This is a genomic window from Kitasatospora sp. cg17-2, from assembly GCF_054031055.1.
The window spans coordinates 2,955,909-2,979,531 of the sequence record NZ_CM132923.1; the positions used below are offsets into that span (position 1 = coordinate 2,955,909).

General features: G+C 72.9%; 17 protein-coding genes and 1 pseudogene. 7 read left to right on the forward strand and 11 right to left on the reverse strand.

The genetic code is table 11. From position 1 onward, the window contains the following. Positions 1–28: 28 nt before the first annotated feature. Entirely contained in the window at positions 29–2,536 is a 2,508-nt protein-coding gene (locus tag ACW14Y_RS11945; protein ID WP_456986717.1) for a Tex family protein, read from the reverse strand. Between the two features lie 318 nt (positions 2,537–2,854). Here ACW14Y_RS11945 and ACW14Y_RS11950 point away from each other — a divergent pair, with 318 nt between their 5' ends. Beyond that, positions 2,855–3,796 (forward strand): aminoglycoside phosphotransferase family protein, encoded by a 942-nt coding sequence (locus ACW14Y_RS11950; RefSeq protein WP_456986718.1) that lies wholly within the window; start codon positions 2,855–2,857, stop codon positions 3,794–3,796. 22 nt (positions 3,797–3,818) lie between these two features. On the opposite strand, the gene ACW14Y_RS11955 is transcribed toward ACW14Y_RS11950, so the two are convergent. From ACW14Y_RS11955 to ACW14Y_RS11995, 9 genes are all read right to left on the reverse strand, one after another. Next, positions 3,819–4,982: an FHA domain-containing protein gene (locus ACW14Y_RS11955; protein WP_380386077.1), complete on the reverse strand. Its 1,164-nt coding sequence runs from the start codon at positions 4,980–4,982 to the stop codon at positions 3,819–3,821. A gap of 118 nt (positions 4,983–5,100) precedes the next feature. Then, a complete protein-coding gene (locus ACW14Y_RS11960) occupies positions 5,101–5,502 on the reverse strand; it encodes a hypothetical protein (RefSeq protein ID WP_456986719.1) in 402 nt (133 codons plus the stop codon). Positions 5,503–5,666: 164 nt separating this feature from the next. Then, on the reverse strand, positions 5,667–5,825 hold the full coding sequence (locus ACW14Y_RS11965) for a hypothetical protein (RefSeq protein ID WP_456986720.1): 159 nt from the start codon (positions 5,823–5,825) through the stop codon (positions 5,667–5,669). Continuing rightward, the gene (locus ACW14Y_RS11970; protein WP_456986721.1) at positions 5,822–6,256 is read right to left on the reverse strand and encodes a hypothetical protein; all 435 of its coding nucleotides are present in this window, start codon (positions 6,254–6,256) and stop codon (positions 5,822–5,824) included. Before ACW14Y_RS11970 ends, ACW14Y_RS11965 begins: the two co-directional genes overlap by 4 nt. Positions 6,257–6,354: 98 nt before the next feature. Next, a complete protein-coding gene (locus tag ACW14Y_RS11975; RefSeq protein ID WP_456986722.1) occupies positions 6,355–6,579 on the reverse strand; it encodes a hypothetical protein in 225 nt (74 codons plus the stop codon). A 67-nt stretch (positions 6,580–6,646) separates the two neighbouring features. Continuing rightward, positions 6,647–6,841: a hypothetical protein gene (locus ACW14Y_RS11980; RefSeq protein WP_456986723.1), complete on the reverse strand. Its 195-nt coding sequence runs from the start codon at positions 6,839–6,841 to the stop codon at positions 6,647–6,649. A gap of 50 nt (positions 6,842–6,891) precedes the next feature. Beyond that, a complete protein-coding gene (locus ACW14Y_RS11985; protein ID WP_456986724.1) occupies positions 6,892–7,449 on the reverse strand; it encodes a hypothetical protein in 558 nt (185 codons plus the stop codon). Between the two features lie 92 nt (positions 7,450–7,541). Continuing rightward, positions 7,542–8,069, reverse strand: a complete 528-nt coding sequence (locus ACW14Y_RS11990; RefSeq protein ID WP_456986725.1) for a hypothetical protein — start codon at positions 8,067–8,069, stop codon at positions 7,542–7,544. 155 nt (positions 8,070–8,224) lie between these two features. After that, positions 8,225–15,907 carry a ricin-type beta-trefoil lectin domain protein gene (locus tag ACW14Y_RS11995; RefSeq protein ID WP_456986726.1) on the reverse strand — a complete coding sequence of 2,561 codons (7,683 nt, stop codon included), beginning with the start codon at positions 15,905–15,907 and terminating at the stop codon, positions 8,225–8,227. Positions 15,908–16,287: 380 nt separating this feature from the next. Here ACW14Y_RS11995 and ACW14Y_RS12000 point away from each other — a divergent pair, with 380 nt between their 5' ends. The 5 genes from ACW14Y_RS12000 (at position 16,288) to ACW14Y_RS12020 (ending at position 20,670) form a co-directional block, all read left to right on the forward strand. Beyond that, on the forward strand, positions 16,288–17,040 hold the full coding sequence (locus ACW14Y_RS12000) for a tyrosine-protein phosphatase (protein ID WP_380437732.1): 753 nt from the start codon (positions 16,288–16,290) through the stop codon (positions 17,038–17,040). Between the two features lie 350 nt (positions 17,041–17,390). Next, positions 17,391–17,798 (forward strand): hypothetical protein, encoded by a 408-nt coding sequence (locus ACW14Y_RS12005; protein ID WP_380307149.1) that lies wholly within the window; start codon positions 17,391–17,393, stop codon positions 17,796–17,798. A gap of 151 nt (positions 17,799–17,949) precedes the next feature. Further along, a complete protein-coding gene (locus tag ACW14Y_RS12010) occupies positions 17,950–18,741 on the forward strand; it encodes an ATP-binding cassette domain-containing protein (protein ID WP_380437730.1) in 792 nt (263 codons plus the stop codon). A gap of 1 nt (position 18,742) precedes the next feature. After that, the gene (locus tag ACW14Y_RS12015; RefSeq protein ID WP_456986727.1) at positions 18,743–20,068 is read left to right on the forward strand and encodes a DUF7224 domain-containing protein; all 1,326 of its coding nucleotides are present in this window, start codon (positions 18,743–18,745) and stop codon (positions 20,066–20,068) included. A 23-nt stretch (positions 20,069–20,091) separates the two neighbouring features. After that, positions 20,092–20,670, forward strand: a complete 579-nt coding sequence (locus ACW14Y_RS12020) for a hypothetical protein (protein WP_456986728.1) — start codon at positions 20,092–20,094, stop codon at positions 20,668–20,670. Between the two features lie 215 nt (positions 20,671–20,885). Here ACW14Y_RS12020 and ACW14Y_RS12025 read toward each other — a convergent pair. Further along, positions 20,886–21,686, reverse strand: a pseudogene (locus ACW14Y_RS12025) (pentapeptide repeat-containing protein); the annotation flags it as partial. 191 nt (positions 21,687–21,877) lie between these two features. Here ACW14Y_RS12025 and ACW14Y_RS12030 point away from each other — a divergent pair. Continuing rightward, positions 21,878–23,545, forward strand: coding sequence for a DUF2079 domain-containing protein (locus tag ACW14Y_RS12030; RefSeq protein WP_380307138.1), 1,668 nt, complete (start codon positions 21,878–21,880; stop codon positions 23,543–23,545). Positions 23,546–23,623: the final 78 nt, after the last annotated feature.

Here is a 23,623-nt window from a genome sequence, read left to right on the forward strand (position 1 = left end):
GCCACGCCGTGTGTCGGTACCCCGGGTGTCAGCGCCGCCCGGAGCGGCGGTCGTCCGAACCGCCCCCGCCGGCCAGCCCGGCCCGGCGCAGCGCGTCCGCCATGGCGCTGTTGCCCAGCGACCCCGGTCCGCCGGAACCGCCCGAGCCGCCCCGGTCCCGGCGGTCCTGACCGCCGCCGCCCTGGCCCCGGCCGCCCTGGCCGCCGCCCTGACCGCCCTGGCCGCTCTGGCCGCTCTGGCCGCCGCGCCGCTCCTGGCGCGGCGGACGTGCCTGCCGGTCGCCACCGCGCCCGCCCTCGCCACGACCGCCCTCGCCGCCGCGACCGACCTCGTCGTCCAGCCGCAGGGTGAGCCCGATCCGCTTGCGCGGCACGTCCACCGTGGTGACCCGGACGGTCACGATGTCGCCGGGCTTGACCACCTCGCGCGGGTCCTTGACGAAGTTCTTCGACAGCGCCGAGACGTGCACCAGGCCGTCCTGGTGCACACCCACGTCGACGAAGGCGCCGAACGCGGCCACATTGGTCACCACGCCCTCCAGCACCATGCCGACCTCCAGGTCGCCGATCTTGTCGACGCCCTCCTTGAAGGTGGCGGTGCGGAACGCCGGGCGCGGGTCGCGACCCGGCTTGTCCAGCTCGCCCAGGATGTCGGTGACGGTCGGGACCCCGAAGGTGCCGTCGGCGAAGTCGCCCGGCCGCAGCGCGCGCAGCCGCGCGCCGTTGCCGATCAGCTCGCGCAGCTCCCCGCCGGTCGCGGCCAGGATCCGGCGCACCACCGGGTACGCCTCCGGGTGCACGCCGGAGGCGTCCAGCGGGTCGTCGCCGTCCGGGATCCGCAGGAAGCCCGCGCACTGCTCGAAGGCCTTCGGGCCGAGCCGGGCGACGTTCTTGAGCTCCTTGCGGGTGCGGAACGGACCGTTGGCGTCCCGGTGCGCGACGATGTTGTCCGCGAGCGTGCCGGTGATGCCGGAGACCCTGGTCAGCAGCGGCGCGGAGGCGGTGTTGACGTCCACACCGACCGCGTTGACGCAGTCCTCGACCACCGCGTCCAGCGAGCGCGAGAGCTTCACCTCGCTCAGGTCGTGCTGGTACTGGCCGACGCCGATCGACTTGGGGTCGATCTTGACCAGCTCGGCCAGCGGGTCCTGGAGCCGGCGGGCGATCGACACCGCGCCGCGGATCGACACGTCGAGGTCCGGCAGCTCCTGCGAGGCGAACGCGGAGGCCGAGTACACCGAGGCGCCGGCCTCGCTGACCATCGCCTTGGTCACACCCAGCTCCGGGTGCCGCTTGAGGAGGTCCTCGGCGAGCTTGTCCGTCTCCCGGGAGGCGGTGCCGTTGCCGATCGCGACCAGGTCCACGCCGTGCTTCTTCGCCAGCGCGGCCAGCGTCGCCAGCGCGGCGTCCCACTTGTTCGCCGGCTGGTGCGGGTAGATCGTGTCGTGGCCGAGCACCTTGCCGGTGGCGTCCACCACGGCGACCTTGACGCCGGTCCGGAAGCCCGGGTCCAGGCCCATGGTGGCGCGGGTGCCGGCCGGGGCGGCCAGCAGCAGGTCCCGCAGGTTCGCGGCGAACACCCGGACCGCCTCGTCCTCGGCCTCGGCGCGCAGCCGGCCGCGCAGGTCGATGCCGAGCCGGACCAGCACCCGGGTGCGCCAGGCCCAGCGGACGGTGTCACCGAGCCACTTGTCGGCCGGGCGGCCGTGGTCGGCGATGCCGAAGCGGGCGGCGATCCGCTGCTCGTAGTCGCTCGCGCCGGGCAGGTCGCCGCCCTCGTCGCCGTCGTACGGGGACAGGTCGAGGTCCAGCACCTCCTCCTTCTCGCCGCGCAGCATCGCCAGGATCCGGTGCGAGGGGAGCTTGGCGTACGGCTCGGCGAAGTCGAAGTAGTCGGCGAACTTCGCGCCCTCCTGCTCCTTGCCCTCGCGGACGGTGGCGACCAGTCGGCCCCTGGTCCACATCCGCTCGCGCAGCGAGCCGACCAGGTCGGCGTCCTCGCCGAACCGCTCGACCAGGATCGCCCGGGCGCCCTCCAGCGCGGCGGCGCCGTCCGCGACCGACTCGTTGAGGTACCCCGCGGCGAGTGCCGCGGGGTCCTGCGTCGGGTCGGCGAGCAGGGTGTCCGCCAGCGGCTCCAGACCGGCCTCGCGGGCGATCTGGGCCTTGGTGCGCCGCTTCGGCTTGAACGGGAGGTAGATGTCCTCCAGTCGCGCCTTGGAGTCCGCGGCGAGGATCCGCGCCCGCAGCTCGTCGTCCAGCTTGCCCTGCGCGTCGACCGACTCCAGGACCGCGGCGCGGCGCTCCTCCAGCTCCCGCAGGTAGCGCAGCCGCTCCTCCAGGGTGCGCAGCTGCGCGTCGTCCAGCGAGTCGGTGGCCTCCTTGCGATAACGGGCCACGAACGGCACCGTCGCGCCGCCGTCCAGCAGCTCGACCGCCGCCTTCACCTGCCCCTCGCGGACGCCCAGTTCCTCGGCGATCTTCCGCCCGATCGCCTGCTGGGCCTGCTGGGCCGCCTGTTCGACTGGCGTGGTCACGAAGCCGGTCACCTTCTTCAGAGTTGCTGTCCGTACCCCCGCATTCTGACAGCCGCCACCGACGCCCCGCCCCGCCCCCACCACCCCGGGCGTGGCGCGTCGGCGGCCCCGGCCGGACGGCGCGCGCCCACGCGGGCGCGCCCCCGGCCCCCGCCCCGCGACCGTTCCGACCGGTCCGGACCGGCGGCTCCCGGCAGCGCCGCCGCGTCCCCGAGCGCCCCCCGCGAAACCCAACGCCCCTGTGAAATCCTCATGTTCTCACCCTGGTGTTCGAAATCCGCCTGATCGCGGGGCCCGTCCCGGCGTACAGTGCCGGGCATGTGCGCAGCCGCCCGGACGCCCGACCGCATGCACGACGACGACTTCCTGCACGACCGTCTGCACGACGAAGAACCCGTCATCGACACCGGCTTGGTGAGACGGCTGATCGCGGCCCAGTTCCCGCAGTGGACGGGCCTGCCGCTGACCCCGGTCGGCATCACCGCCACGGACAACGCGATGTTCCGGCTCGGCGCCGACCTCGCCGTACGACTGCCCCGGGCCGCGTGGGCCGCCGGGAACATCGCGCGCGAGCAGTACTGGCTGCCCCGCCTCGCGCCGCACCTCCCGGTGCCGGTACCGGTGCCGGTCGCCCACGGCCGGCCGACCGCCGCCTACCCGTGGGAGTGGTCGGTGCAACGCTGGCTGGACGGCGTGAACCCGGCCCCCGGGGTGCTCGCCGACCCCGGGCAACTCGCCCGGGACCTGTCCGGGTTCCTCGGCGCCCTGCGCGCCGTCGAACCGGAGCCGGACGCCCCGCGGGCCTCCCGCGGCGGACCGCTGGCCGGCCGCGACGCCGCCACCCGCGCGGCGGTCGGACGGCTGCGCGGCGTGATCGACACCGGGGCGGCCACCGCGCTCTGGGACAAGGCGCTGCGGCTGCCCGAGCCCACCGGACCGGCCGGCTGGGTGCACGGCGACCTCACCGCCGGGAACCTCCTGGTCGGCGGGCAACGCCTCCGCGCCGTCCTGGACTTCGGCCTGCTCGGGGCGGGCGACCCGACGGTCGACCTGATCGCCGCCTGGAACGTGCTCCCCGCGGCGGCCCGCCCGGCCTTCCGCGCCGCCCTGGCGGTCGACGACGCCACCTGGGAACGCGGCCGCGCCTGGGCGCTGTCCATCGCCCTCGTCCAGCTGCCCTACTACCGGACCACCAACCCCCCGCTGGCCGCCAACGCCCGCCATGTCGTCCGCGAGGTCCTGACGGACCGCAGCGTCTGACGACGGGGCCGGGGGTGCCGCCTCAGAGGGAGCGGGTGGGCTCCGCCGCGCCCGGCGGCAGCGGGGTGCGGGCCCCCTCCGCCCGCCAGGCGCCCGCCAGTTCGGCCGGGAACCGGCGCCCGCTGCGGGTCAGCACCAGGCCGGGGGTGAGTTCGACCTCGTCGCCCGGCCGGAACGGCCGGTCGGCCCCCGCCGCGGCGAACGGCTCCCACGGGCCGAGGTGACCGCGCCGCCCGGCCACCCGGATCCGGCTGCCGTACGTGCTGGTGTCCCGCACCACCACGGCGCCGCCGCGCACCGCGAGCAGCAGGTGCCGGCGGCTGACCCGGGCGGCGCGCTCGGCGGGCAGCAGTCCGGCGAGTCCGATGCCGTCCGCCGTCCCGGGGGCGCGGCCGACCTCGGTGCGCGCGCCCTCGTCGAGGGTGTACCGGCCCACGCACTCCCCGTCCAGGACCAGCTTCACCTGGGCGGCCCCCGGCCGGGCCCCGTCGTCCAGCAGCGGGGTGCCGTGCAGTTCGCAGGTCGGGACGCCGCCGCGCATCCGCGGCAGCATCACCCGCCCGCCGCGGTGCACGCTGTAGAGGCTGCACCGCGCGTCCGGGCAGCGCCAGGCCCGCCCGACCACCTCGACCAGCGGTTTGCGGGCGGCGGTCAGCAGCCCCTGCTTCTTGAGCGCGGAGAGCTCCATCTTCTTGGAGATCTCCGCGCCGGTCCGGTGCCCCATGTCCAGCGGCGCCAGCCGGACCACGCCCCGCCCGACCGGCTCCGGCCGCAGGAACTGCCAGGTGTTGCCCTGGATCCACGGGTGCTCGATCCGGTGGTCGTCGTAGTAGTCGCCGGTGACGACCTGGATCCCGGTCATGCCGGCGATCTCCAGCACCCGTTCGTCGGCGTCCGGCACCTCCTCGACCAGCCCCTCGGCGACCCAGCGGGCCAAGGTCGGCGCGTCCCCGGGCTCGGTGAACTCCCGCCGCCCGCCCAGCAGGCTGCGGTCCGCGACGCAGTAGACGGCGACGTCCCGGTCCCCGGTGAGCCGCACCAGCGCGTCCACCACCAGGCCCAGCCGGTGCAGCGACCGGGGCGCGGGCCCGCCGAAGTCCGTGCGGCGGACGATGTTCGAGAGCTCGACCAGATAGTCCGCCCGGTCCGCGGACGTGGCGAGGTTGCGGTCGATACCGTGCTCCATCGGGCCTCCGCGTGCTCGTCCGGCACGGGCCGCCCCGGACGACCGTCCCCACGACCCGTCACACCGGATCCATCATCGCCGATCCCACTCCGGAGCGGGAGCGGACGGCGGAGCCACCTCAGAAGATCTCGAACAGGGGCGACGTCAGCGTCACCTCCAGGTCGGCCGCGACGACGAGGGCCGCGAACGCGACGATGCCCGGCTCCGCTGCCCCGAAGCGCCAGTCGGGTCCGTTGAAGTCCGCGAGCTCGACGCCCGAGGAGTCGACGACGTAGTTGCGCGGAAAACGCGTCCCGGCCGCGAACACCGTCCCGCCTGCCTCCAGCCTGACGAAGCGCCCGCGCGGCCCCGCGGAACGCCTGCCGGTGACACGCCCCTCCACCCCCAGCAGCGAGACGTCCACGCCGCGCCTCACCTGGCGCCGGGCCCCGTAACCCGGCGTACCCATGCCGTCGACCGAGAGGATCTCACTGCCGTCCAGCACGAACTCCCAGCGCTCGGTACTGCCCCCGAGCGGCACATAGGCACCGATCGGCCCTCGGAGGACGGTGATTCGTCCCAGTGGTGAATGCAGCTCCGCGGCCGGCCGCCGCGAGGTCACCGGATTGCGCCACGCCCTGGTACTCCCGAGGGGCCGCAGTTCCACAACCACCCTCTCAATGCCTTTGTGTCACATCGGTTCCGTCATGGCTGCTGCCGCACCCGATCGGTACCCGGCAGCGCGTCGACGATCCGGTCGACCGCGCGGTCCCGCGTCCACGGCGGGAACTGCGGGATCCGCCGCAGCGCCGCGACGCCGCCGGGAAGCGGCTGGCTTCGCGGCCCCGGGAACGTCGGTGTCACGCGGGGAGGGCAGAGATACGGGTCGCCTCCAGTTCGGTCACCAGCCGCTCGACCCGCTCGTTCTGCGTGCTTCCCCCCGCCCCGTAGCCCGCCAGGATCGACAGCTGGTCGACCTTGCCGGAGGCCAGCACCAGCTCCGGAACGTCGGAGGAGAACACCGTCCCGGTCACAACGGCGGACTTCACCTCCTGGACCTCGGACCACGCGTAGGAACGCGAGTTGAACAGACCGGAGTACTTCACTCCGGCGGCCCCGAAGGACACGCCGAACATCGGGGCCCGGAAGGTCAGCACCAGGCCCGGAACTCCGAAAAGGACGATGGGGATCAGCTCGTCCACCCTGGTGCTCGACGCGGCCACGGACACGGCCGTCAGCAAGCAGAGAAGTCCGACCAGGAAGTAGACGATCGCCCACGGAGTGCGCCTCTTCAACGTGCTCTCCCCATCAGATACTTCGACCCCCAGGTCCCGCAGAGTACCTCGCCGACCCGTCAGGGCCAGCGCCGGCGGCCGGGGCGCCCGGGCGGCCCCTATCGCCTGGTCCAGCGCCAGTAGTTGGTCAGAGCGAGGCCCGCCGCAGCAAGGGTCGCGCCGATGACGATCAGGGGGAGGAGCTCGGTGGCGATCGCCAGGACGAGCACGGTGAAGCCGCTGGGCAGGAGCCAGCGGAACCACGGCTCCCCGGCGATCCGCTGGGCGTCCCAGAGGCAGGCGCCGAGCATGGCGAGCAGCAGCAGAAAGCTCGCGACGGGCATGCCTCGGGGTGTCAGGGTCGCGGCCAGCCACATGCCCGTCTCCCTACGAGTCGCGGAGTTTCCGGCCTCAGTCCCGGCGACCGGTTCCGCCGGTGCCGAGGAACCGGCTCCTGGCCCACATGACGCCGAAGACGGTCACCGCGCACCAGATAGCCCCCTTCGGCCCGGAGGCCGACACCAGGCCGATGGCGTCGCACACCTGCGCCACACCTGCCCCGATCAGACAGAAGACGACGACCGCGAGGAAGAATCTCAGATACACCGAACCCCCCACGTCCCGCCGAATGCTCCGCCCCCGTCACATCGGTTCCGTCATGGCTGCTCCCGCACCCGATCGGTACCCGGCAGCGCGTCGACGATCCGGTCGACCGCGCGGTCCCGCGTCCACGGCGGGAACTGCGGGATCCGCCGCAGCGCCGCCAGACTGCCGGCCAGTTCCGGCGACCCGAGGTGGGCCCGCCGTCCGGTCCGGTCCAGGCGACGCACGAACCGGCGCACGGCCCCCGGACTCCAGCGGGCCTCCGACCGCATCGGCACCTCGAAGCCCCAGCGCACCGGCGGCCCGTCCACCGGCTTCACCCAGAGGTAGGAGTCCGTGGTTCCGGGGGCCCGCTCCGTCACCGAGCCGACGGTGAGCAGGAACATCAGGGCGTTCTGGGCCCAGGACTTGAGGCCGATGTCCCGGACCTCCACATCGATGCCCTCGATCGCGCCCCAGCCGATCTCCTCCCCACCGCCCTCCCGCCGCGCCCCCTCCCGGTCGAACACCGGCTCCCCGGCCCGGCGTTCCCCGCGCCCCAACCGGGCGCCGTCCGACTCGTACCGCAGTGGTCCGTACACCGACTCGGCCTCCGCGTGCTCGTCCGGCACGGGCCGCCCCGAACGACCGTCCCCACGACCCGTCACACCGGATCCATCATCGCCGATCCCACCGCGGAGCGGGAGCGGACGGCGGAGCCGTCTCAGAAGATCTCCAGCAGGGGCGACGTCAGCGTCACCGCGAGGTCCGCTGCGACGACAAGGGACGCGAACGCGACGATACCTGGCTCCGCTGCCTCGAAGCGCCAGTCGGGTCCGTTGAAGTCCGCAAGCTCAGTACCCGAGGAGTCGACGACGTAGTTGCGCGGAAAACGTGCCCTGGCCACGAACACGGTCCCACCTGCCTCCAGCCTGACGAAGCGCCCACGCGGCCCCAGGGACCGCCTGCCGGTGACACGCCCCTCCACCCCGAGCAGCGAGACGTCAACCCCGCGCTTCACCTGGCGCCGTGCCCCGTAGCCCGGCGTACCCATGCCGTCGACCGAGAGGATCTCACTGCCGTCCAGCACGAACTCCCAGCGCTCGGTACTGCCCCCGAGCGGCACATAGGCACCGATCGGCCCTCGGAAGACAGTGATCCGCCCCAACGGCGAATCCAGCTCTGCGGCCGGCCGCCGCGAAGTCACCGGATTCCGCCACGCCCTGATATTCCCGATGGGCTGCAGTTCCATGCCCTCTCCCTCACCACACATCGTGATCGCAACAACAGCCGGTTCGGCTCCGAACACATGTGGTGGGGCCACCCGAAAGCGTCCCCACCACATGCCGGATCGAAGCTCAATCAGTGGCGTCCCCGTTCAAGGGCACGCTCGAACCAATCGGATGGTTACATGAATCGCAGCCCCGACATGATGTTGCCGAAGCTGCGGGTGGCCCGCTGCCAGCCCAGGCCGAACATTGAGGTGCCGTACCTCCAGCGCACAGCGCCCTGGAAACCTCCTCCCATGGCGGACTTGAGCGCGTAGTTGCCGATCTCTCGATCGCTCGGCCGGTACCCCATAAAGCCGTCGGCCGCCACGTGTGCAGGCGTACCGACCACGGTTCCGATGACGGCGCCGGCAAGCACCAGGCAGCCGAACCCGGCTGTCCCGGCGCAGAACGCCGCCGCGCCGAGGCCGGCAACAGCACCGACCCCGATGTTCAGCCCGAAGTGCACGAGCCGACGAGGAGTCGCGTACGTCCGGACCGTCTGGGCCGCCTTCTGGACCACACCACTGCCGCGGCAGGATCCGTTCTTGTTCTTGCCGAGAACACACCAGCGGCCGTCGAGGTCGTACTGGCCCAGCGGGTCACCGTAGACGTAGTCGTAGGAATTGGCGCTGCCGCCGTAGACCGGGTCCACGGACAGGAAGCGGCCGGAGGTGGGGTTGTAGAGGCGCACGCCCATGAGGACGATGCCGTCCTGGGCCTCGGCGGAGCGCTGCTTGCCGCCGAGCCAGCCGTAGCGCGTGGCCGCCTGGCCGGCAGCGGGGTTGCCGAACTCGTCGGCGTCGAACAGCACCGGGCCGGTCAGCGCGGTGTCGGTGACGAGCACCACCGAGCCGAACAGGTTGGTGAGCTGCAGCTTGACCGTGCCCTGGTCGGTGGCGGTCGCGGCGAGGTCGCCGTCGGTGCCCGGGACGTTGCGGGTCCAGGTGCCGGCGGTGGTGTCCTCGACGATCCAGCGCGGACTGTCCTCGCTGCCGCCGTAGTGGTTCAGGCGGTTCGCCGCAGTGGACCAGGTGCTGTTGGCCTGCTTGGTGGCGGTGGTGCTGCCGTTGAGGCGGCCAGCGGGGTCGACGGTCCAGGTCTGCCGGGTGGTGGCGGTCTCCTGGGAGGCGACCAGGTCGTCGACGCGGTAGCCGACGGCCGTTCCGGACGGCGTCCCGGTGGTGCGGCCGAAGGCGTCGTACCGGTAGCCCGCGTCGGTGATCCGGTCCGCGCTGTCGTAGGCGGACGCGGTGGTCGTGGCGCCTGCGGTGGAGCAGCTGCCGTTGGACGCCGGCCCGGAGACCGCCTTCGCGGTGCGGTTGTAGTGCGCGTCGTAGCCGTAGGTGCGGGTGGTGCAGCCGGTGGCGGCCGTGGCCTGCTCGGCCTTGACCAGGCGGCCGAGGCGGTCGTAGCCGTAGGCCTTGGTGCCGTTGGTGCTGCTGTCCTTGACCGTCTGCCCCTGGGTGGAGAGTTCCTGGGACTGCGACCAGAGGACCCTGCCGTCGGAGGCGCGGGTGTAGGTGCGCGACGTGGCCTTGCCGGTGGCGTTCAGGGTGTCCTTGCGGACAATGCCGCCGGGGTAGGTCTGCTCGACGAGCTGACCGTCAGGGCTGTACTTCGCCGTGAACTCGCCGGCCTTGCTGTCGTTCACCGAGGTGAGCAGGCCGCGCGGTTCCTTGGCCCGGTCGTAGGTGTACGTGGCGACACCGGACGGGTCGGTGACCTTGACCGGCTTGCCGAACCTGTCGTACTCCGTCGCGGTGGTGGCGCCGTCCGCGTCGGTGTAGGAGGCCACCCGGCCGAGCACGTCCTTGACCGTGGTGACCGACTTGCCGGCCGCGACGGTCCGAACCGCGTCGCCCGTCGCCGGGTCGTACTCGGTGGTGACCTTCGGCACCGCCAGGCCCTCGTCGCCGGTGACCTCGCTGGAGACCGTCCGCCCGACCCTGTCGTAGCCGGTGACGGTCTTGCGGGTCTTGCCCGCGTTGGTCTCCACGACCTCCTCGGCCTTGCCACCGCGCGAGTAGCGGGTGGTCTGCTTGACCGGCAGCGTGGTCGGCATCCGCGCCGAGTCCGCACCGGTCACACCCGCACCGGGACCGCTGGTGCAGAGCAGCCCGGCCCACTCCGGGCGGTTCGCGCAGGCCGCATCGGCGGCGTTGCCGCCCGCCGTGTAGTACACGGACTTCACCGTGCCGGCGTCCGCGTCGGCGTTGCCGGGGACCCGCAGCTCCTCGGCGCGACCCTGCGCGTCGAAGCGGGTGTTGGTGGTCAGCTTGGCGCCGAGCGCGTCGGCGGTCACCGAGGTGGCCTTCTTCAGCGTCCAGCCCGAGGTGCCGCCGATCGGGTTGCCGTAGCCGGTCCTGGTGACCCGGAGCTCGGCGTCGTCGGCGTAACCGTCGACGCGGGCACCCTCGGTGGCGGTGGTGATCAGGTGGTACGCCTGGCCGTCGGGCTTGCCCTCGTCGTAGGTGCTGGTGCTGTGGCCGCGCACCACCACCGGGGTCCCGGCCGCGAGGGTCGGGTTGAGGGTGGTCTTGGTCAGCGTGACGGTGTCGATCCCGGTGTGGTACCGGGCGCCGGTGCTGGCCGGGTTGGCGTCGACGACGGTGAACTTGAGCTCGTGGTCACCGCGGGCGAGCCGGACCGCCTGGCCTGTCGCGTACGGGACGACGGCCGGGTCGGCGGAGTAGGTGTCGATCGGCTGGCCGACGTTCTGCCCGTCGATCGCGAACTGCACGATGCCGTGGTCGCTGTACTTGGTGAGCTGGCCGGAGAGCACGTAGTCGCCCTCCTCCGGCACGGTGACGCGCACGGCGTCGAACGCGCCGGCGGCGGTGGGCCGGATGCTCAGGTGGGCGCCGCCGGACCAGGTGAGGCCGCAGCAGTTGGTGTCGATCTGCGTCGGCGCGGAGCCGCCGAGCTGCGGCAGCTTCTCCGCCTCCGAGGTGACGGTGACCGGGGTGCTCTGCCCGTTGACCTGCTCGGTGAGCGAGGCACGGTAGGCCGGACCCAGCTTCTCGGCGACGTCCTGACCGTCGGCGGTGTAGACGGTGCGCGAGTCGAGCAGGCGCGCCCGGGCGGCCGATTCCGCCGGGAGGTTCAGCTCGGCCGCGAACCGGGCGGCGTCCGGGTGGGTGCCCAGCGCGATCGCACGGTTGGTGGCCTCCAGGGAGCGCACGACGTGGCCGTAGCGATCGTACTCCTTGGTGTCGATGTCACCGCCCGGCGTCACGGACGGCGTCGCGGTGTTGACCTCCTGACCGTTGGCGTTGAGGTAGTGGACGGCGGCCGGCTTGTAGCCGTCCGCCCCCGGCTTCGCCTGGGTGGCGGTGTTGGTGCCCGGGTCGTCCTCCGGACCGAAGACGGCGGTACCGTCGGTTGGCGCGTCCAGCTGCGCCCACCTGGCCACGTCCACGCCGGCCAGGTCGTACGGACCTCCCGCGCTGCGGGTCAGCGGCACCTCGTAGACGACGTTGGTCGCGGTCTCGCCGCTGACCTGGTTCTTGCTGCCCTGCGCCAGGGCGGCGCGGCGGACCTTCAGCAGGCGCCCCGGGTCCTGGTCGGCCGCGGCCCTGCCGAAGTCGAAGCTCCACGGCAGCTGGCCCGCCGGGGTGACCCGGGCGACCCGGCCGTCCGCGTCGTAGCCGTAGGTGGTCTTCAGCGGCTGGGCCAGGCGCGGGTCCCAGGTCTCCGCGAGGCGGCCCTTGTCGTCGTACGCGTAGTGCGCGACCTCGACGGCCTCCTGCTTGGAGGTCACCGGGTCCCACGACCACACCTTGACCGCCTTGACACGGTCGATGAAGTCACCGGACGCGGCAGCCGTGGCGGTGGTCGCCTTGGCGTACTCGTACTCCATGACCTCGCAGCCGCGCGGCAGCGGGTCGACCGAGCAGTGGTTGGCGTCGTCCACACCTGCCTCGACCGGCGGGACCACCCGCTTGACCAGGGCCCGGCCGTCGGTGGTGTCGTAGAGGTAGCGGGTCGCGGACGGGGAGCCCGGTCCGGTCTCGCTGACCACCTGGTAGCTGTTCGAACCGGCCTGCTGGGCGAAGACCGTCTTCGTCCCGTCCGGTTCGGCCAACTCGTAGGTGGTGGCGTTGGTCTGCACGTTCCAGATCTGGTTCGGGCCAGCCCAGCAGACCCAGATCGAGGCGCCCTTGTCGGCGTCGAGGCACTTGCCGGACTGGCGGTTGATCACCATGCCGTCGGTGCGGACGTCCCACTGCTGGTTGATGCCGCCGTTGCAGCCCCACAGGGTCAGCGGGGTTCCGTTGTCGGTCACGCCCCACGAGTTGTCCAGGCAGTAGCCGAGTGCGCGCACCGACCCGTCGTCACCGCGGGTCCACTGCTGGTTGGTCGCACCGGTGCACGGCACGGTCGCCAGCACCGCGCCGTTGCCGGCCGAACCGTTCGGAACCTCCAGGCACCGGCCGTCGGCGGAAAGCGAGATCGAGCCCGACGTCGCCGGAATCGCCTTCAGGGTGAGCGACTCGGCGCCCGGCTCCGGGAAGAAGGTGCCGTCGGTGCCCTTGGCGAAGGTCAGCGTGGCGTCGTCGTTGCCCTTGATCTCGACCAGGTCGGACTGCGGGAACGACAGCGAACGGTAGTCCGAACCGCCGCCCGCCTGCGGGCCGCCGGCCCACTGCGGACCGAACGGGGCGACGATCTCCTTCAGCGAGATGTCGTCGAAGAACACCTGCTTGTCCGCGCCGGTGAAGCCGTTGTAGAGGCGGAAGAACGCCTCGGTGGCGTCCGCCGGCACCGCGAGGTCCACGCTCAGCTGCTGCCAGCCGTCGGTGAACGACGCCTTCGGCGAGGTGGTCTTGGCGTAGCCCGCGCCGGTCTTCACAAAGCCGGCGAGCCGCAGGCCGCGGTCACCGAAGTCCGGGTTCAGACCGGTCGATCCCGGCACGTAGATCCAGCCGGTGAGACGGTAGGTGCGGCCCGGCTTCATGCCGAGCGCCATGGTGTTGTCCGGACCGACGCCCGCGTAGGAGTCGATCTGGCCGCTCTGGCCGGTCGGCGTGATCAGCAGTGAGTCGGTCGAACTGTCGTGACCGCGCGCGGTGGAGCGCGACAGCGTGGCCTGACCTGCCGAGTACCCGTTGGTGTCGGTTCCCACCTGACGCTGGTTGGTGCTCAGGCGCTCGCCCTGCGGCTGCCAGCCGCGGTCGGTTCCGCGCGAGGAGGAGGTACGAGTGACGGACATGCCGGACTCGGTGACGTCGATCTTACTGGTCGTGTAGTCACCGGTGAGCAGGTTCACGGAACCCGGCCCCGCGTCGGCGCTCGCGGCGCCGTCGGCGTTGCGGTCCACCGTGATGGTGTTCCAGACGGTGGTGTAGCCGTTGCCGGAGCCGTCCTCGGGGAACAGCTTGGCCCGGACCTGGACCACGCCGCCGACGTTGCCGAGGGTGTCCAGCACGTTCCAGTTGGCGTGCGTGCCCAGGTCCGCCAGCCGCGGCCGGTCCTCGGTGACCGGCGAGTTGTCCGCCTTGGTGAGGTTGACGCGCGGGACGGCGTACTCCGTGGCACCGGGGCCGCGGCGGTACTCGTACACCACGCGCTTGAACTGGGCCTGCGCGTCGACGGCCAGCTTGACCCGCTTCGCCGCCTGGGTGCCGTTGGTGGGCGAGGCGATGCCCGCCTGGCCGACCTGGAACACGTACTCGGTGGGCGGGGACAGGTTGCCCGCGCGGTCCTTGGCCTGCACGCTGAGCACGCGCCGGCCCTCGGTGGTCGGGGTGATGCTGGTGGTCAGCGTCGCGCCCGAGTTCACGGTGACGGCCGTGCCGCCGTCCAGCGTGTAGACGTACGCGGTCACGTCGTCCGTCCCGGCCGGGGCCGAGAAGGTGAACGAACCGGCCTGGTTGGCCGCACCGTGCCACAACCCGTCCGACGGGTAGTCCGCGGAGGTCACGAACGGCGCGCCCGGCTTGGTCGTGTCCACCACGAACGGCGTGGTCACCCAGTTGGAACGGGACTTGCCGTCGTCCAGCATCGAGGAGATCGAGTACTGCACACCCTCGTCGAGCTTCGGCAGCCCGTAGTCGGACGCCTGGACCGAGGCCCACGAGCCGTTCGGGGCGTCCTTCGGGATGGAGCCGATGAAGGTGCCGCCGCGCCACAGGTCGAAGTAGACCTTGACGTTGTCACCGTCGTCGTCCGCCGCCTGCGCCAGGAAGCGCGGGTTGGCGTCCGACACGTACTTCGGGGTGCCCGGCTGGGACGGCTGGATCTCGACCGACGCGGGCGTCCTCGGCACCGAGTTGTAGGTGACCGAGATGTACGGCGGCGCGCTGCTCTGCGCGGAGCCGAACTTCTTCCACGACAGGCTGCTGTTCTCGTCCGTGGCCTTGAGCAGCAGGCCGTAGTCGTTCGCCCCCGCCCCGGCGAAGTAGCGGATCAGGTCCGTCACGTCGGTGTTGGTCCAGGCCGAGCCGTCCTGGGCCGCGCACTGATGGGTGTCACCGCCGTCGACGTCGTACGTCTCGTAGGTGCGCTTCCACATCTGGCCCCACTGGGGCTCGTTGCCCCAACGGGTCCACCAGGCTGCGCCGCCCGCGTTCCAGACCTCCCACTGCTTCTCCACGCAGGACGAGGAGTGGAAGTTGTAGAGGTGGAGCTGGGCGTCGATGATCTGCTTGCCGTTGAACTGCCAGCCCGGGATCGTCAGGTAGGAACGGGCCTTGACGCTGCCGTTGTAGCTGCCCAGCTTGAGTTCCTCGGAGCCGGAGGCGTCGTGGTTCTCGTTGTTCTGGACGTAGGTGTCGTAGCTGGTCTCGACGTTCGCGACCGGGTCGATGGTGACCGGGAACTGCGTCTTCGGGTCCGCCAGGAACGCCGCGTCCGGGGTGAACACCAGCTCGGTGTCCTTGCCCTCGCCGCGCACCTGCATGGTGACCGGCGCCCGGTTCAGGTACTCGCCCGCGGCCGGGTCCAGCACCGCGTCCCACATCACCGGCGCCGGGATCTTCACCGACTCCTTGCCGGTGTCCTTGTCCAGCAGCTGGATCGAACCGTCCTGCTGCGGCGCGATGTTCAGGCCCGTGGTGTCGAGCGGGATCGTCACCGTGCCGGTCTGGCCGACGGCGGCACGGTCCTTCACGATCAGGAACTGCTCGAACCCGGTCCGGGTCGCCTTGAGCACCAGGTCGACACCCGGACGGGCGTCGACATAGGTCGCCCGGTCACCCTCCAGCTTCGGCTTCGGCAGCTTGCCCAGCCACCCGAAACCGACCTGGCGGTCACCCGAATTGAGCTTCGCCAGCTCCCGCTCGGACGGCTGGGCGGCCGAGGGCGCGCCCTCGGCCGGTGCGGCCAGGGCCGACGCGCCGTTCGCCTTCGCCTTCGGCTCGCCCTGGGCGGCCGCCGGCGCGCTGTCGCCGACCGTCACCCCGGCCTCGCCACCGGACAGCACCAGACCACCGGGGTGCGCCTTCGGCGCGACCTTCCCGTCCGGCGTCTGCACCAGCGTGGTGTCGATCGGCACCCAGTCCTGGCCGGCCTTCATCCGGATCGGACCGGTCGAACGGTCCGCCGTCAGCGTCCCGTTCGGATTCGCCCACAGCGTCATGAACTCCGTCCGCGCGCCCGTCACCTCGACCCGGTGACCCTGCAGACGGGCGGAGAGCAGCGCCGACGCCTCGTCGGGCGCCTCGTTGCCGTTGACCGGCGCGGTCGGCTTCGGCGGCTCGGTGGCCTTGGGGGAAGGTGCCGCGGCGGCGGAGGTGGCGGCCAGCGCATCGGCGGCGACACCCGCCGGCACTAGGAGGCCGAGCGTCAGAGCGGCCGATATCGGCCGCCTCCAGCGCATGGGGAGAGTCCCGTCCGCGGACGGGACTTTGGAGCGTCGTGACATCGGTTCCTCTTCGAGAGAGTGCCATGACAGTTCAGGCCCCGTGGCCCACCCCTGAACCTCTCACTCGCCACAGCAACCCCAGAAGCGCCCTCGAGTGTCGATCCGATAACGATGCATCGCGCACGACCTACCTTCTGACGCCTTGTCATACCAGCTGTAGCTATGGGGCATTCAGAGCACTTGCCACGGCCTGACCGGTTCCTCCTGGCATTCGGTTCGGGTGGATACCGCGTGACATGTCAGACCGTTCCCGAAGGAGCGTCACCGGTCGACGACGAGTCCGGGGACGACGAGCGGCCCCCGTCCACGGCGAACCCGCCCGATAGGGTGCGAACATGAACCGTCACATCGCCTTCGAGGGACCGCACAACTTCCGCGACCTGGGCGGCTACCCGACCGCCGACGGGCGGACGGTCCAGTGGGGGCGGCTCTACCGCTCGGCCTCGCTGGCGGTGCTCGCCTCGCCCGCCGATCACGAACGGTTCCGGGCGCTGGACATCGGCACCGTGATCGACCTGCGCTACCCGTGGGAGATCGCCCGCAAGGGCCGGCTGCCGGAGCTGGACGGCGTCGCCTACCACAACCTCTCGATCGAGCACCGGCCGTACGACCAGGCCGAGATCGATCCGGACCTCGACCCCTGGCGGTACCTGGCGGATCGTTTCGCCGAGGTGGCCGAGGACGGCGTCGCGGAGATCCGCACCGTCCTGGAACTGATCGCCGACGCCGACCGGCCGGTCGTGTTCCACTGCGCCTCGGGCAAGGACCGCACCGGGCTGATCGCCGCCCTGGTGCTGAGCCTGCTCGGCGTCGGCGAGGACGACGTGGCCGCCGACTTCGCGCTCACCGAACTCGCCACCGCGCGACTGGTGGCCGACTGGCACGCCGCCAACCCGGGGCGCACGCTGCGCTGGCCGGGCTTCGGACGCGCGCCGGAGGACGTGATCCGGCTCGTGCTCGCGGACCTGACCGCCGCCCACGGCTCGGTCCACGCCTATGCCACCGGCACGGTCGGGGTGGACGAGGCACTGATCGGCCGGCTGCGCGCGCGGCTGCTTCCGGACCGGCCCGAGGGCGCCCGGCGGTAAGCCGGAACCAGCCAGGCCAGCACCGGAGCGACAATCACATGAAAAAGGAATCGGTCGAGCAGTAGAAGAAAAGCGCACATTGCGGATCGATTTTCGCCGGAATAGCGTTCGGTTCGAGAAATTACGGCGACTCCCGATCATCCGCTTGCCAGAGTTCCGTTCTCCGCCCACGCCTGCCCGAATGGCCGGAAAAAATAGTGCTGGCCACCTGTTCGTGCACGCTAAGGTCATTTCCGCGGGGGCTCGGCCGACCGGGTGACCGTGACCCTTCCGGTCGAAACTCCGCTCGTTTCCTTCTGCCTGCACGGCACCGCCCGACCGGCGGCGCCACCGGACCGATCGGACGGAACATGGACGCAGAGAACCGCTCCGGCCGCGTACTCCGCGGCCTGCTGGTGACCGCCGCGCTGCTCGGCTTCGCCGGCGCCACCCCCGCCCTCGCCGAGGGCTCCTGGGCGTCCTACATCAGCAGTTGGGGCCCCGGCTCGGAGTCCCGCCGGTGGGCGGACAGCGACCGCGACGACGTCACCACCTCCGTCACCTTCCAGGGCTGCCAGACCGGGAACAACGACTTCAAGGACGCCGACCTCCAGCTCTACAAGGACGTCTTCGGTCCCGACAAGGCCTACGGAAACCGCTCCAACCACTGCGACACCTCCAGTTGGGGCGACCAGAGCGCCGGCGACTACTACTTCGTGCTGGAGGGCGTGCGCAGCGGCTCCAGGCTCTGGGTGGACACCGTGACCACCCGGTACTGAGCGCCGTCGCGCCCGGGCCGCCCCGTCGACCCGCCCCCACCCCCGCTGACCCACCCCCGCTGACCCACCCTCACCGACGCGCGGTGCCGGCGGCCGCCCCCGCCCACCGGCACCGCGCGCCCCTTTCCGAGCGAAATGCGTCGACCCTGCCATGGCCCTTGAATTCCAGCGCGTCGAATTCCAGTACGGCCGGAAGGCCTGTCTCTTCACCGGCCTCGATCTGCGGATCGACAATCCGGCCACCGTCCTGCTCGGCCCCAACGGCGCGGGCAAGTCCACCCTCATGGCCCTCGCCGCCTCGCAGTTGAGCCCGCAGCGGGGATCCGTCAGCTGGCACGGCGTCAATCCGGCTTCCGGCGCGGGCGACCGGGCCGCCTACCGGCGCGCGGTGGCCTGGCTGCCGCAGCAGATCACCCCGGTCCCGGGCCTCAGCGTCCGCGAACAGGTCGCCTACTGCGGCTGGTTGAAGGGCATGTCCAGAGCCGCCGCCTGGCGGGCCTCGGCGGTCGCCCTCGCCCGGGTCGGCCTCGGCGAGCTGGCCGACCGGGCCGGACACCGGCTGTCCGGCGGCCAGTTGCGCCGGATGGGCATCGCCGGCTGCCTCGCCCACCACAGCGAGCTGATCCTGATGGACGAGCCGACCGCCGGTCTCGACCCCACCCAGCGGGCGGTGTTCCGCGCCCTGGTGGAGGAGTTGACGAGCGAGGTGAACGTGATCGTCTCCACCCACCAGACCGAGGACCTCGCCGGGACGTACCGGCAGGTGGTGGTGCTGGACCGGGGGAAGGTCAGATTCCAGGGCGCCACCGAGGAGTTCCACGCGCTGGCGGCCGAGGGCGGCACGGCGGGGGTCGGGGCCGTCCCGGGCCCCGGAACCGGAACCGTCGCGGGTGCGCCGAGCGCCGAGGCCGCGTACGCCCGCCTGATCGAGCGGGAGACCTGACATGCTGCTGCGCACCGTCCTCAGGGTCTCGGCGGGCACCCGGGTGCTGCCGTTCCTGCTCGGCTTCGTCCTGGTCGCGCTCGGCGACGAGCTGACCGCCTGGGTCACCCCGGCCTACGGGCTCGCCGCCGCCGGGCACGCCAGCCTCGCGCTGCCGTTCGCCTCCGCGGCCTGCGCCGCCGCCGGCGCCTGGGAGGGCGGACGGCTGCACCGGGGCGGTGTGTTCAACCGCTCCCCGGTGCGCTCCGCGCTGGCCATCACCGCCCCGGTGCTGCTGCCGGTCGCGCTGATGGGCGGGCTCGGCATGCTCGCCGCGCTCACCACCGCGGCGCTGGCCGGCGGCACGGCGGACGGCGTGCCGCAGCCGGGCGTCCTCGCCGTCTGGGCCGGCCTGCTGCTCGCCAACACCCTGGTCGGCTCGGTCGTCGGCCGGGTGCTCGCGCCGGTGGTCGCCGTCCCGCTCGCGCTGGTCAGCAGCTTCGTCCTGAACGCCTACCCGGTCGCCTTCGACACCTACTGGCCCCGGCACCTGGTCGGCGGTGGGCTGTCCGACTGCTGCGCGGTGGACCAGGTGCTGGACGGGCGGGCGGTGGCGGCCTCGCTGGCCTTCTCCGGAGCGGTCTGCCTGGCAGCCGTCCTGCTCGTCCGACGGCGCGGCAGCCCGCTCGCGCTCGCCGCCGCGCTCGCGGTCACGGCGGGCGGGGTCGCGCTGGGCGGCTGGACGGCCCGCGACCTCGGCCCCGAACCGGTGCGCCCCCGGTCCTCCGCCGCGCTGCGTTGCGACTCCGGGCAGCCGCGGATCTGCCTCTGGCCCGAGCTGGGCGCCGCCCGCTCGGAGCTGGTCCGCGAAGAGGTCCGGCGGACGGCCGGGGCCCTGGCCGGACACGGCGTCCCCGTCCCGGCGGTGTTCACCATGGCCGCCCGGCCCGGTCCGGGCGAGGCCGGGCTCGGCGTCCCGACCGACGCCCGGGCGCCGGACGTCACCGCCGCCGTGGTCGGCGGACTGCTGCCCCGCACCCCGGACTGCGCCCGGCGCGGCGACCCCTACCCCGCCGCGGCCGCCACCGGCACGGCCACCGCCTGGCTCACCGCGACCGCCTCCTCCACCGCCTCCTCCACCGCCACGACCGGAATCACCGGAAGCACCGGGGGCGCGGCCGACCGGCGCTTCACCCCGGCCGACAGCGCCCGCGCCTACCGACTGCTCCAGCTGCCCGAGGCCACCCAGCTCGCCTGGTACCGGGACACCCTGGACGCCCTGGCCGACTGCGGCACCCTGCCCCCTCCGGTCCCGCACACCGGCGCGACGATCGGGGGTGAGCGGTGATCTGGTGGTGCAAAGCACGCGCGGTGCCGCAGCTGATCGCCGTCCTCGCCGGGACCGTCGCCGCCGGTCTGCTCCTCGGCGACGGCGAACTCCCGGTGCCGGCCCTGCACGGGCAGGCCGGGCACTTCCTGCTCGCGCATGTGATCACGCTGCTCCCGGCGGTGTTCCTGCTGTACGGGCTGGGCCGGGGCGACCTGCGGACCGAGACCGTCGCCGGCCGCTTCCTGCGCGGACTGGACGTCGGCCTCGCGCTCACCCTGGCCGCCGCCGGAGCCACCTGCGGCAGCCTCGCCTACGCCGCCGGGCAGGGGGCGCTCGCCCTGGTCGTCGCCCGCAACATCGCCGGCTACCTCGGCCTCGCGCTGCTGGTCCACCCCTGGATCGGCCACCGTCCGGCCGCCGCCGTGCTCGCCGCCGTCCCGCTGGTCTGCTCGGCGGCGGGCTGGCACCCGGACGGCAGCCCCCGCCCCTGGGCCTGGCCGCTCCACCCGGCCGGCTCCCCCTATGCCCTCGCCGCCGTCGCCCTGCTGCTGCTCGCCGGGGCGGGGTGCGCGCTGTTCCGCCGACCTCCCGCGACCGCTGCGCACCTGCTCGCCGGCTGACCCGGGCGCCGGCGCGGCCGACCCCGGCGCCCCCGGCCCGCTCAGCCGCGGCGCGGCCTGCCCTGGCGACCTCCGCCGCCCTGCGGCCTTCCGCCGGAGCGGCCGCCGGAGCCGGAGCGGGTGCCCGAGCCGGAACGGCCGCCGGCACCCGAGCCGCCGCCCTGCGACCTGCGGGGCGCGCGTCCGGACGGGGCCTGGGCGTCGGCCGTCTCCGGCCAGTGCGCGGGCCGCTTCAGGCCGGCCGGAAGGCGGGTGGCGGCATCGCCGCGGGCCGCGTTCAGCTGGGCCTGGGTGAGGAAGAGCACCTCGGTCAGGTCCGCGCCGGCCAGGTTCGCGTCCCTCAGGTCCGCGCCGATGAGGTCGGCGAGCCGCAGGTCCGCCCCGGACAGGTCGGCGGCGACCAGCATCGCGCCCCGGAGGTTGGCGCCGCGCAGGTCCGCTCCCCGCAGCCGGGCGCCGAAGAGGTCCGCGCCCCGGTGCTCGCGCCGCCCCGGGACGGCGGCCCGGACCAGCTCGCTCGCCCGGAGCAGCAGCTCGGACACCGTCTGCCGGTGCGCGGGCACGTCGACCGCCAGGATCTCCTGCGGTGTGCCGCCGGCCAGCCGCTCCGTCTCCTCCAGGGCCCCGCGCAGCTCCCCGTGGACGGGGCGGGCCGGGGCGAAGCTGAGCGCCTCGGTGAGGTACTGGAGCAGCTCGTGCAGCTGCCGCACCACCGGGAACACCTCGTACATCGTCCGGGCGGTCTCCGGCGCCTCGCGCCAGCTGCGCCCGCCGAAGACCACCTGGGAGACCTGCTGACCGGCCCCGAAGCAGTCGTACACCGTGCAGCCGGGGAAGCCGGTCTCGCGCAGCCGCTCGTGGATCCCGCAGCTGAAGTCGGTCCGGAGGTTGCGGCAGGGGGTGCCGGCCGCCTTGTCGACGGCGAAGTCCGTGCCGGCGGCGAACGGCAGTGCCACGCAGCACAGCCCGAAACAGCTACCGCAGTCGGAGACGAGGTCGAGACTCGGGACGCTCACGGTGCTGTTGTTCCTCCAGGACGACGGGCGGTGCGCTGTAGAGCGTACCGACCGCTTCGAACGGCCGTCGGTTAGTGTGGTCGGCCGAGCACCGGCTCCGGCACCACCGCACCGGCACCACCGCACCGGCACCACCGCACAGCACCGCACAGCACAGCACAGCACCACGGCACCAACGGAGGACCCAAGGCATGTCCCGGCACGACGTGACGCCGTACCCGGACACCGAGGGCGCCGAGGACTCCGCGCGCGCCGCCGCCGATCCGGCCGCCACCCCAACCGCCGCCCCAACCGCTGCCCCGGCCGCCGACCCGGCCCTCCGGATCCCGCCGCGCGCCCGCACCCTGGGCCTCACCCTGCTCTGCTTCGCGGTCTGCCTCGCGATCGGCCTCCAGCAGTGGACCACCGCCCAGCTCGGCGGCTTCGACCTCGGCATCTTCGACCAGGGCGTGCGCGGCTACGCGCACCTCGGTCTGCCGGTCTCGACGCTGAAGAGCTTCCACCACGAGTTCCCGCCCGGCTTCTCGCTGCTCGGCGACCACTTCTCCCCCGTGATCGCGCTGATGGCGCCGCTCTACTGGCTCTGGGACGATCCGCGTTCGCTGCTCCTCGGCCAGGCGCTCTGCTTCGCCGCCGGGGTGCCGCTGATCCGCCGGATCGCCGGGCGCTGCTTCGCCGACGCCGACCCGCGCACCGCCCGCCGCGCCGCCGACCTGGCCGCGCTCGCGTACGGGCTGGGGTGGCCGCTGCTGGTGGCCTCGCGCGGCGGGTTCCACGAAGTGGCATTCGCGGTGCCGCTCACGCTGCTGATGCTGGAGCGCGGGATGGCGCGGCAGTACTGGGCCTCGGCGCTGGCCGGCCTGCTGCTGTGCTGCACCAAGGAGGACATGGGCCTGGCCGTGGGCGCCTACGGCCTGGTGCTGCTGCTGCGGGCCCGGCGGGACCCCGATCCGGCCCGGCGCCGCCCGGCCGTGCGCTGGGGCGCGGGGCTGCTGATCGGCGGTCCGCTCGCCTCGGCGGTCGCCATCGCGAAGCTGGTACCGGCGATGGGCGGCGTGCCCGGCTACTACTGGAACTACCAGGCGCTCGGCGAGGACGGCGGCTCGGCGGTCGCCAACGTCCTGGCGGACCCGACCCGGCTGCTCGCGGCCTCCTTCGACGCCCCGCTGAAGCCGCTGCTGCTGCTCTGGATCTTCGGCACCCTGTTCGCCCTGCCGCTCCGCTCGGCGACCGTGCTCCTGGCCGTCCCGCTGCTGGCCGAGCGGGTGCTGTCCAGCAATCCGAACCACTGGTCGATCGCCCGGCACTACGACGCGTTCCTGTGGCCGATCCTGCTGGTCGCCGCGCTGGAGGTGCTGGGCCGCTGCCACGGCCGGGTGCTCACCCGGCGGCTCGGGGTGGCGGCGGCGGCCCTGACCGTCGCGGCCGCGGTGCCGCTGGGGCTGGCGAACCTGTTCGTCCCCGCCTACTGGCAGCCGAAGCCGAGCGAGGCGGCGCTGCTGCGCGGCGCGGCGCTGGTCCCGGACGGCGCCTCCGTGGAGGCCGACAACCAGGCGGCGCCCCGGCTGACCGCGCGGGCGGACGTGGTGCTGGTGGACGAGAAGCCGCGCGGGCGCGAGTACGTGCTGATCCGCGCGGACAAGCGGTCCTTCCCGTTCCGGACCGACCGGGAGCAGGCGGAGCGGATCGAGCTGCTGCTCGCGCACGGGTACCGGACGGTCTGGTCGGAGGACGGCGTGTACCTGCTGCACCGGGAGGGCACCGAGCCGGTCCCGGGCGAGCAGGTGCCGGGACCGGACGCCGTGCCGTACCAGGACGCGGTGCCGTCGGACGTCGGCCACAACCTGTTCCGCGGCTGACCCGCCCGCACCTCGAACCCGCCGTACCTCGAACCCGCCGCCTCCGGAACCTGCCGCACCTCGAACCTGCCGCGCCCC

Coding starts and splice junctions, on each gene's coding strand:
- ACW14Y_RS11950 (WP_456986718.1), top strand. CDS start 2,855: ATGTGCGCAGCCGCCCGGACGCCCGACCGCATGCACGACGACGACTTC.
- ACW14Y_RS11955 (WP_380386077.1), bottom strand. CDS start 4,982: ATGGAGCACGGTATCGACCGCAACCTCGCCACGTCCGCGGACCGGGCG.
- ACW14Y_RS11975 (WP_456986722.1), bottom strand. CDS start 6,579: ATGCCCGTCGCGAGCTTTCTGCTGCTGCTCGCCATGCTCGGCGCCTGC.
- ACW14Y_RS11990 (WP_456986725.1), bottom strand. CDS start 8,069: ATGGAACTGCAGCCCATCGGGAATATCAGGGCGTGGCGGAATCCGGTG.
- ACW14Y_RS11995 (WP_456986726.1), bottom strand. CDS start 15,907: ATGCGCTGGAGGCGGCCGATATCGGCCGCTCTGACGCTCGGCCTCCTA.
- ACW14Y_RS12000 (WP_380437732.1), top strand. CDS start 16,288: ATGAACCGTCACATCGCCTTCGAGGGACCGCACAACTTCCGCGACCTG.
- ACW14Y_RS12005 (WP_380307149.1), top strand. CDS start 17,391: ATGGACGCAGAGAACCGCTCCGGCCGCGTACTCCGCGGCCTGCTGGTG.
- ACW14Y_RS12010 (WP_380437730.1), top strand. CDS start 17,950: ATGGCCCTTGAATTCCAGCGCGTCGAATTCCAGTACGGCCGGAAGGCC.
- ACW14Y_RS12015 (WP_456986727.1), top strand. CDS start 18,743: ATGCTGCTGCGCACCGTCCTCAGGGTCTCGGCGGGCACCCGGGTGCTG.
- ACW14Y_RS12030 (WP_380307138.1), top strand. CDS start 21,878: ATGTCCCGGCACGACGTGACGCCGTACCCGGACACCGAGGGCGCCGAG.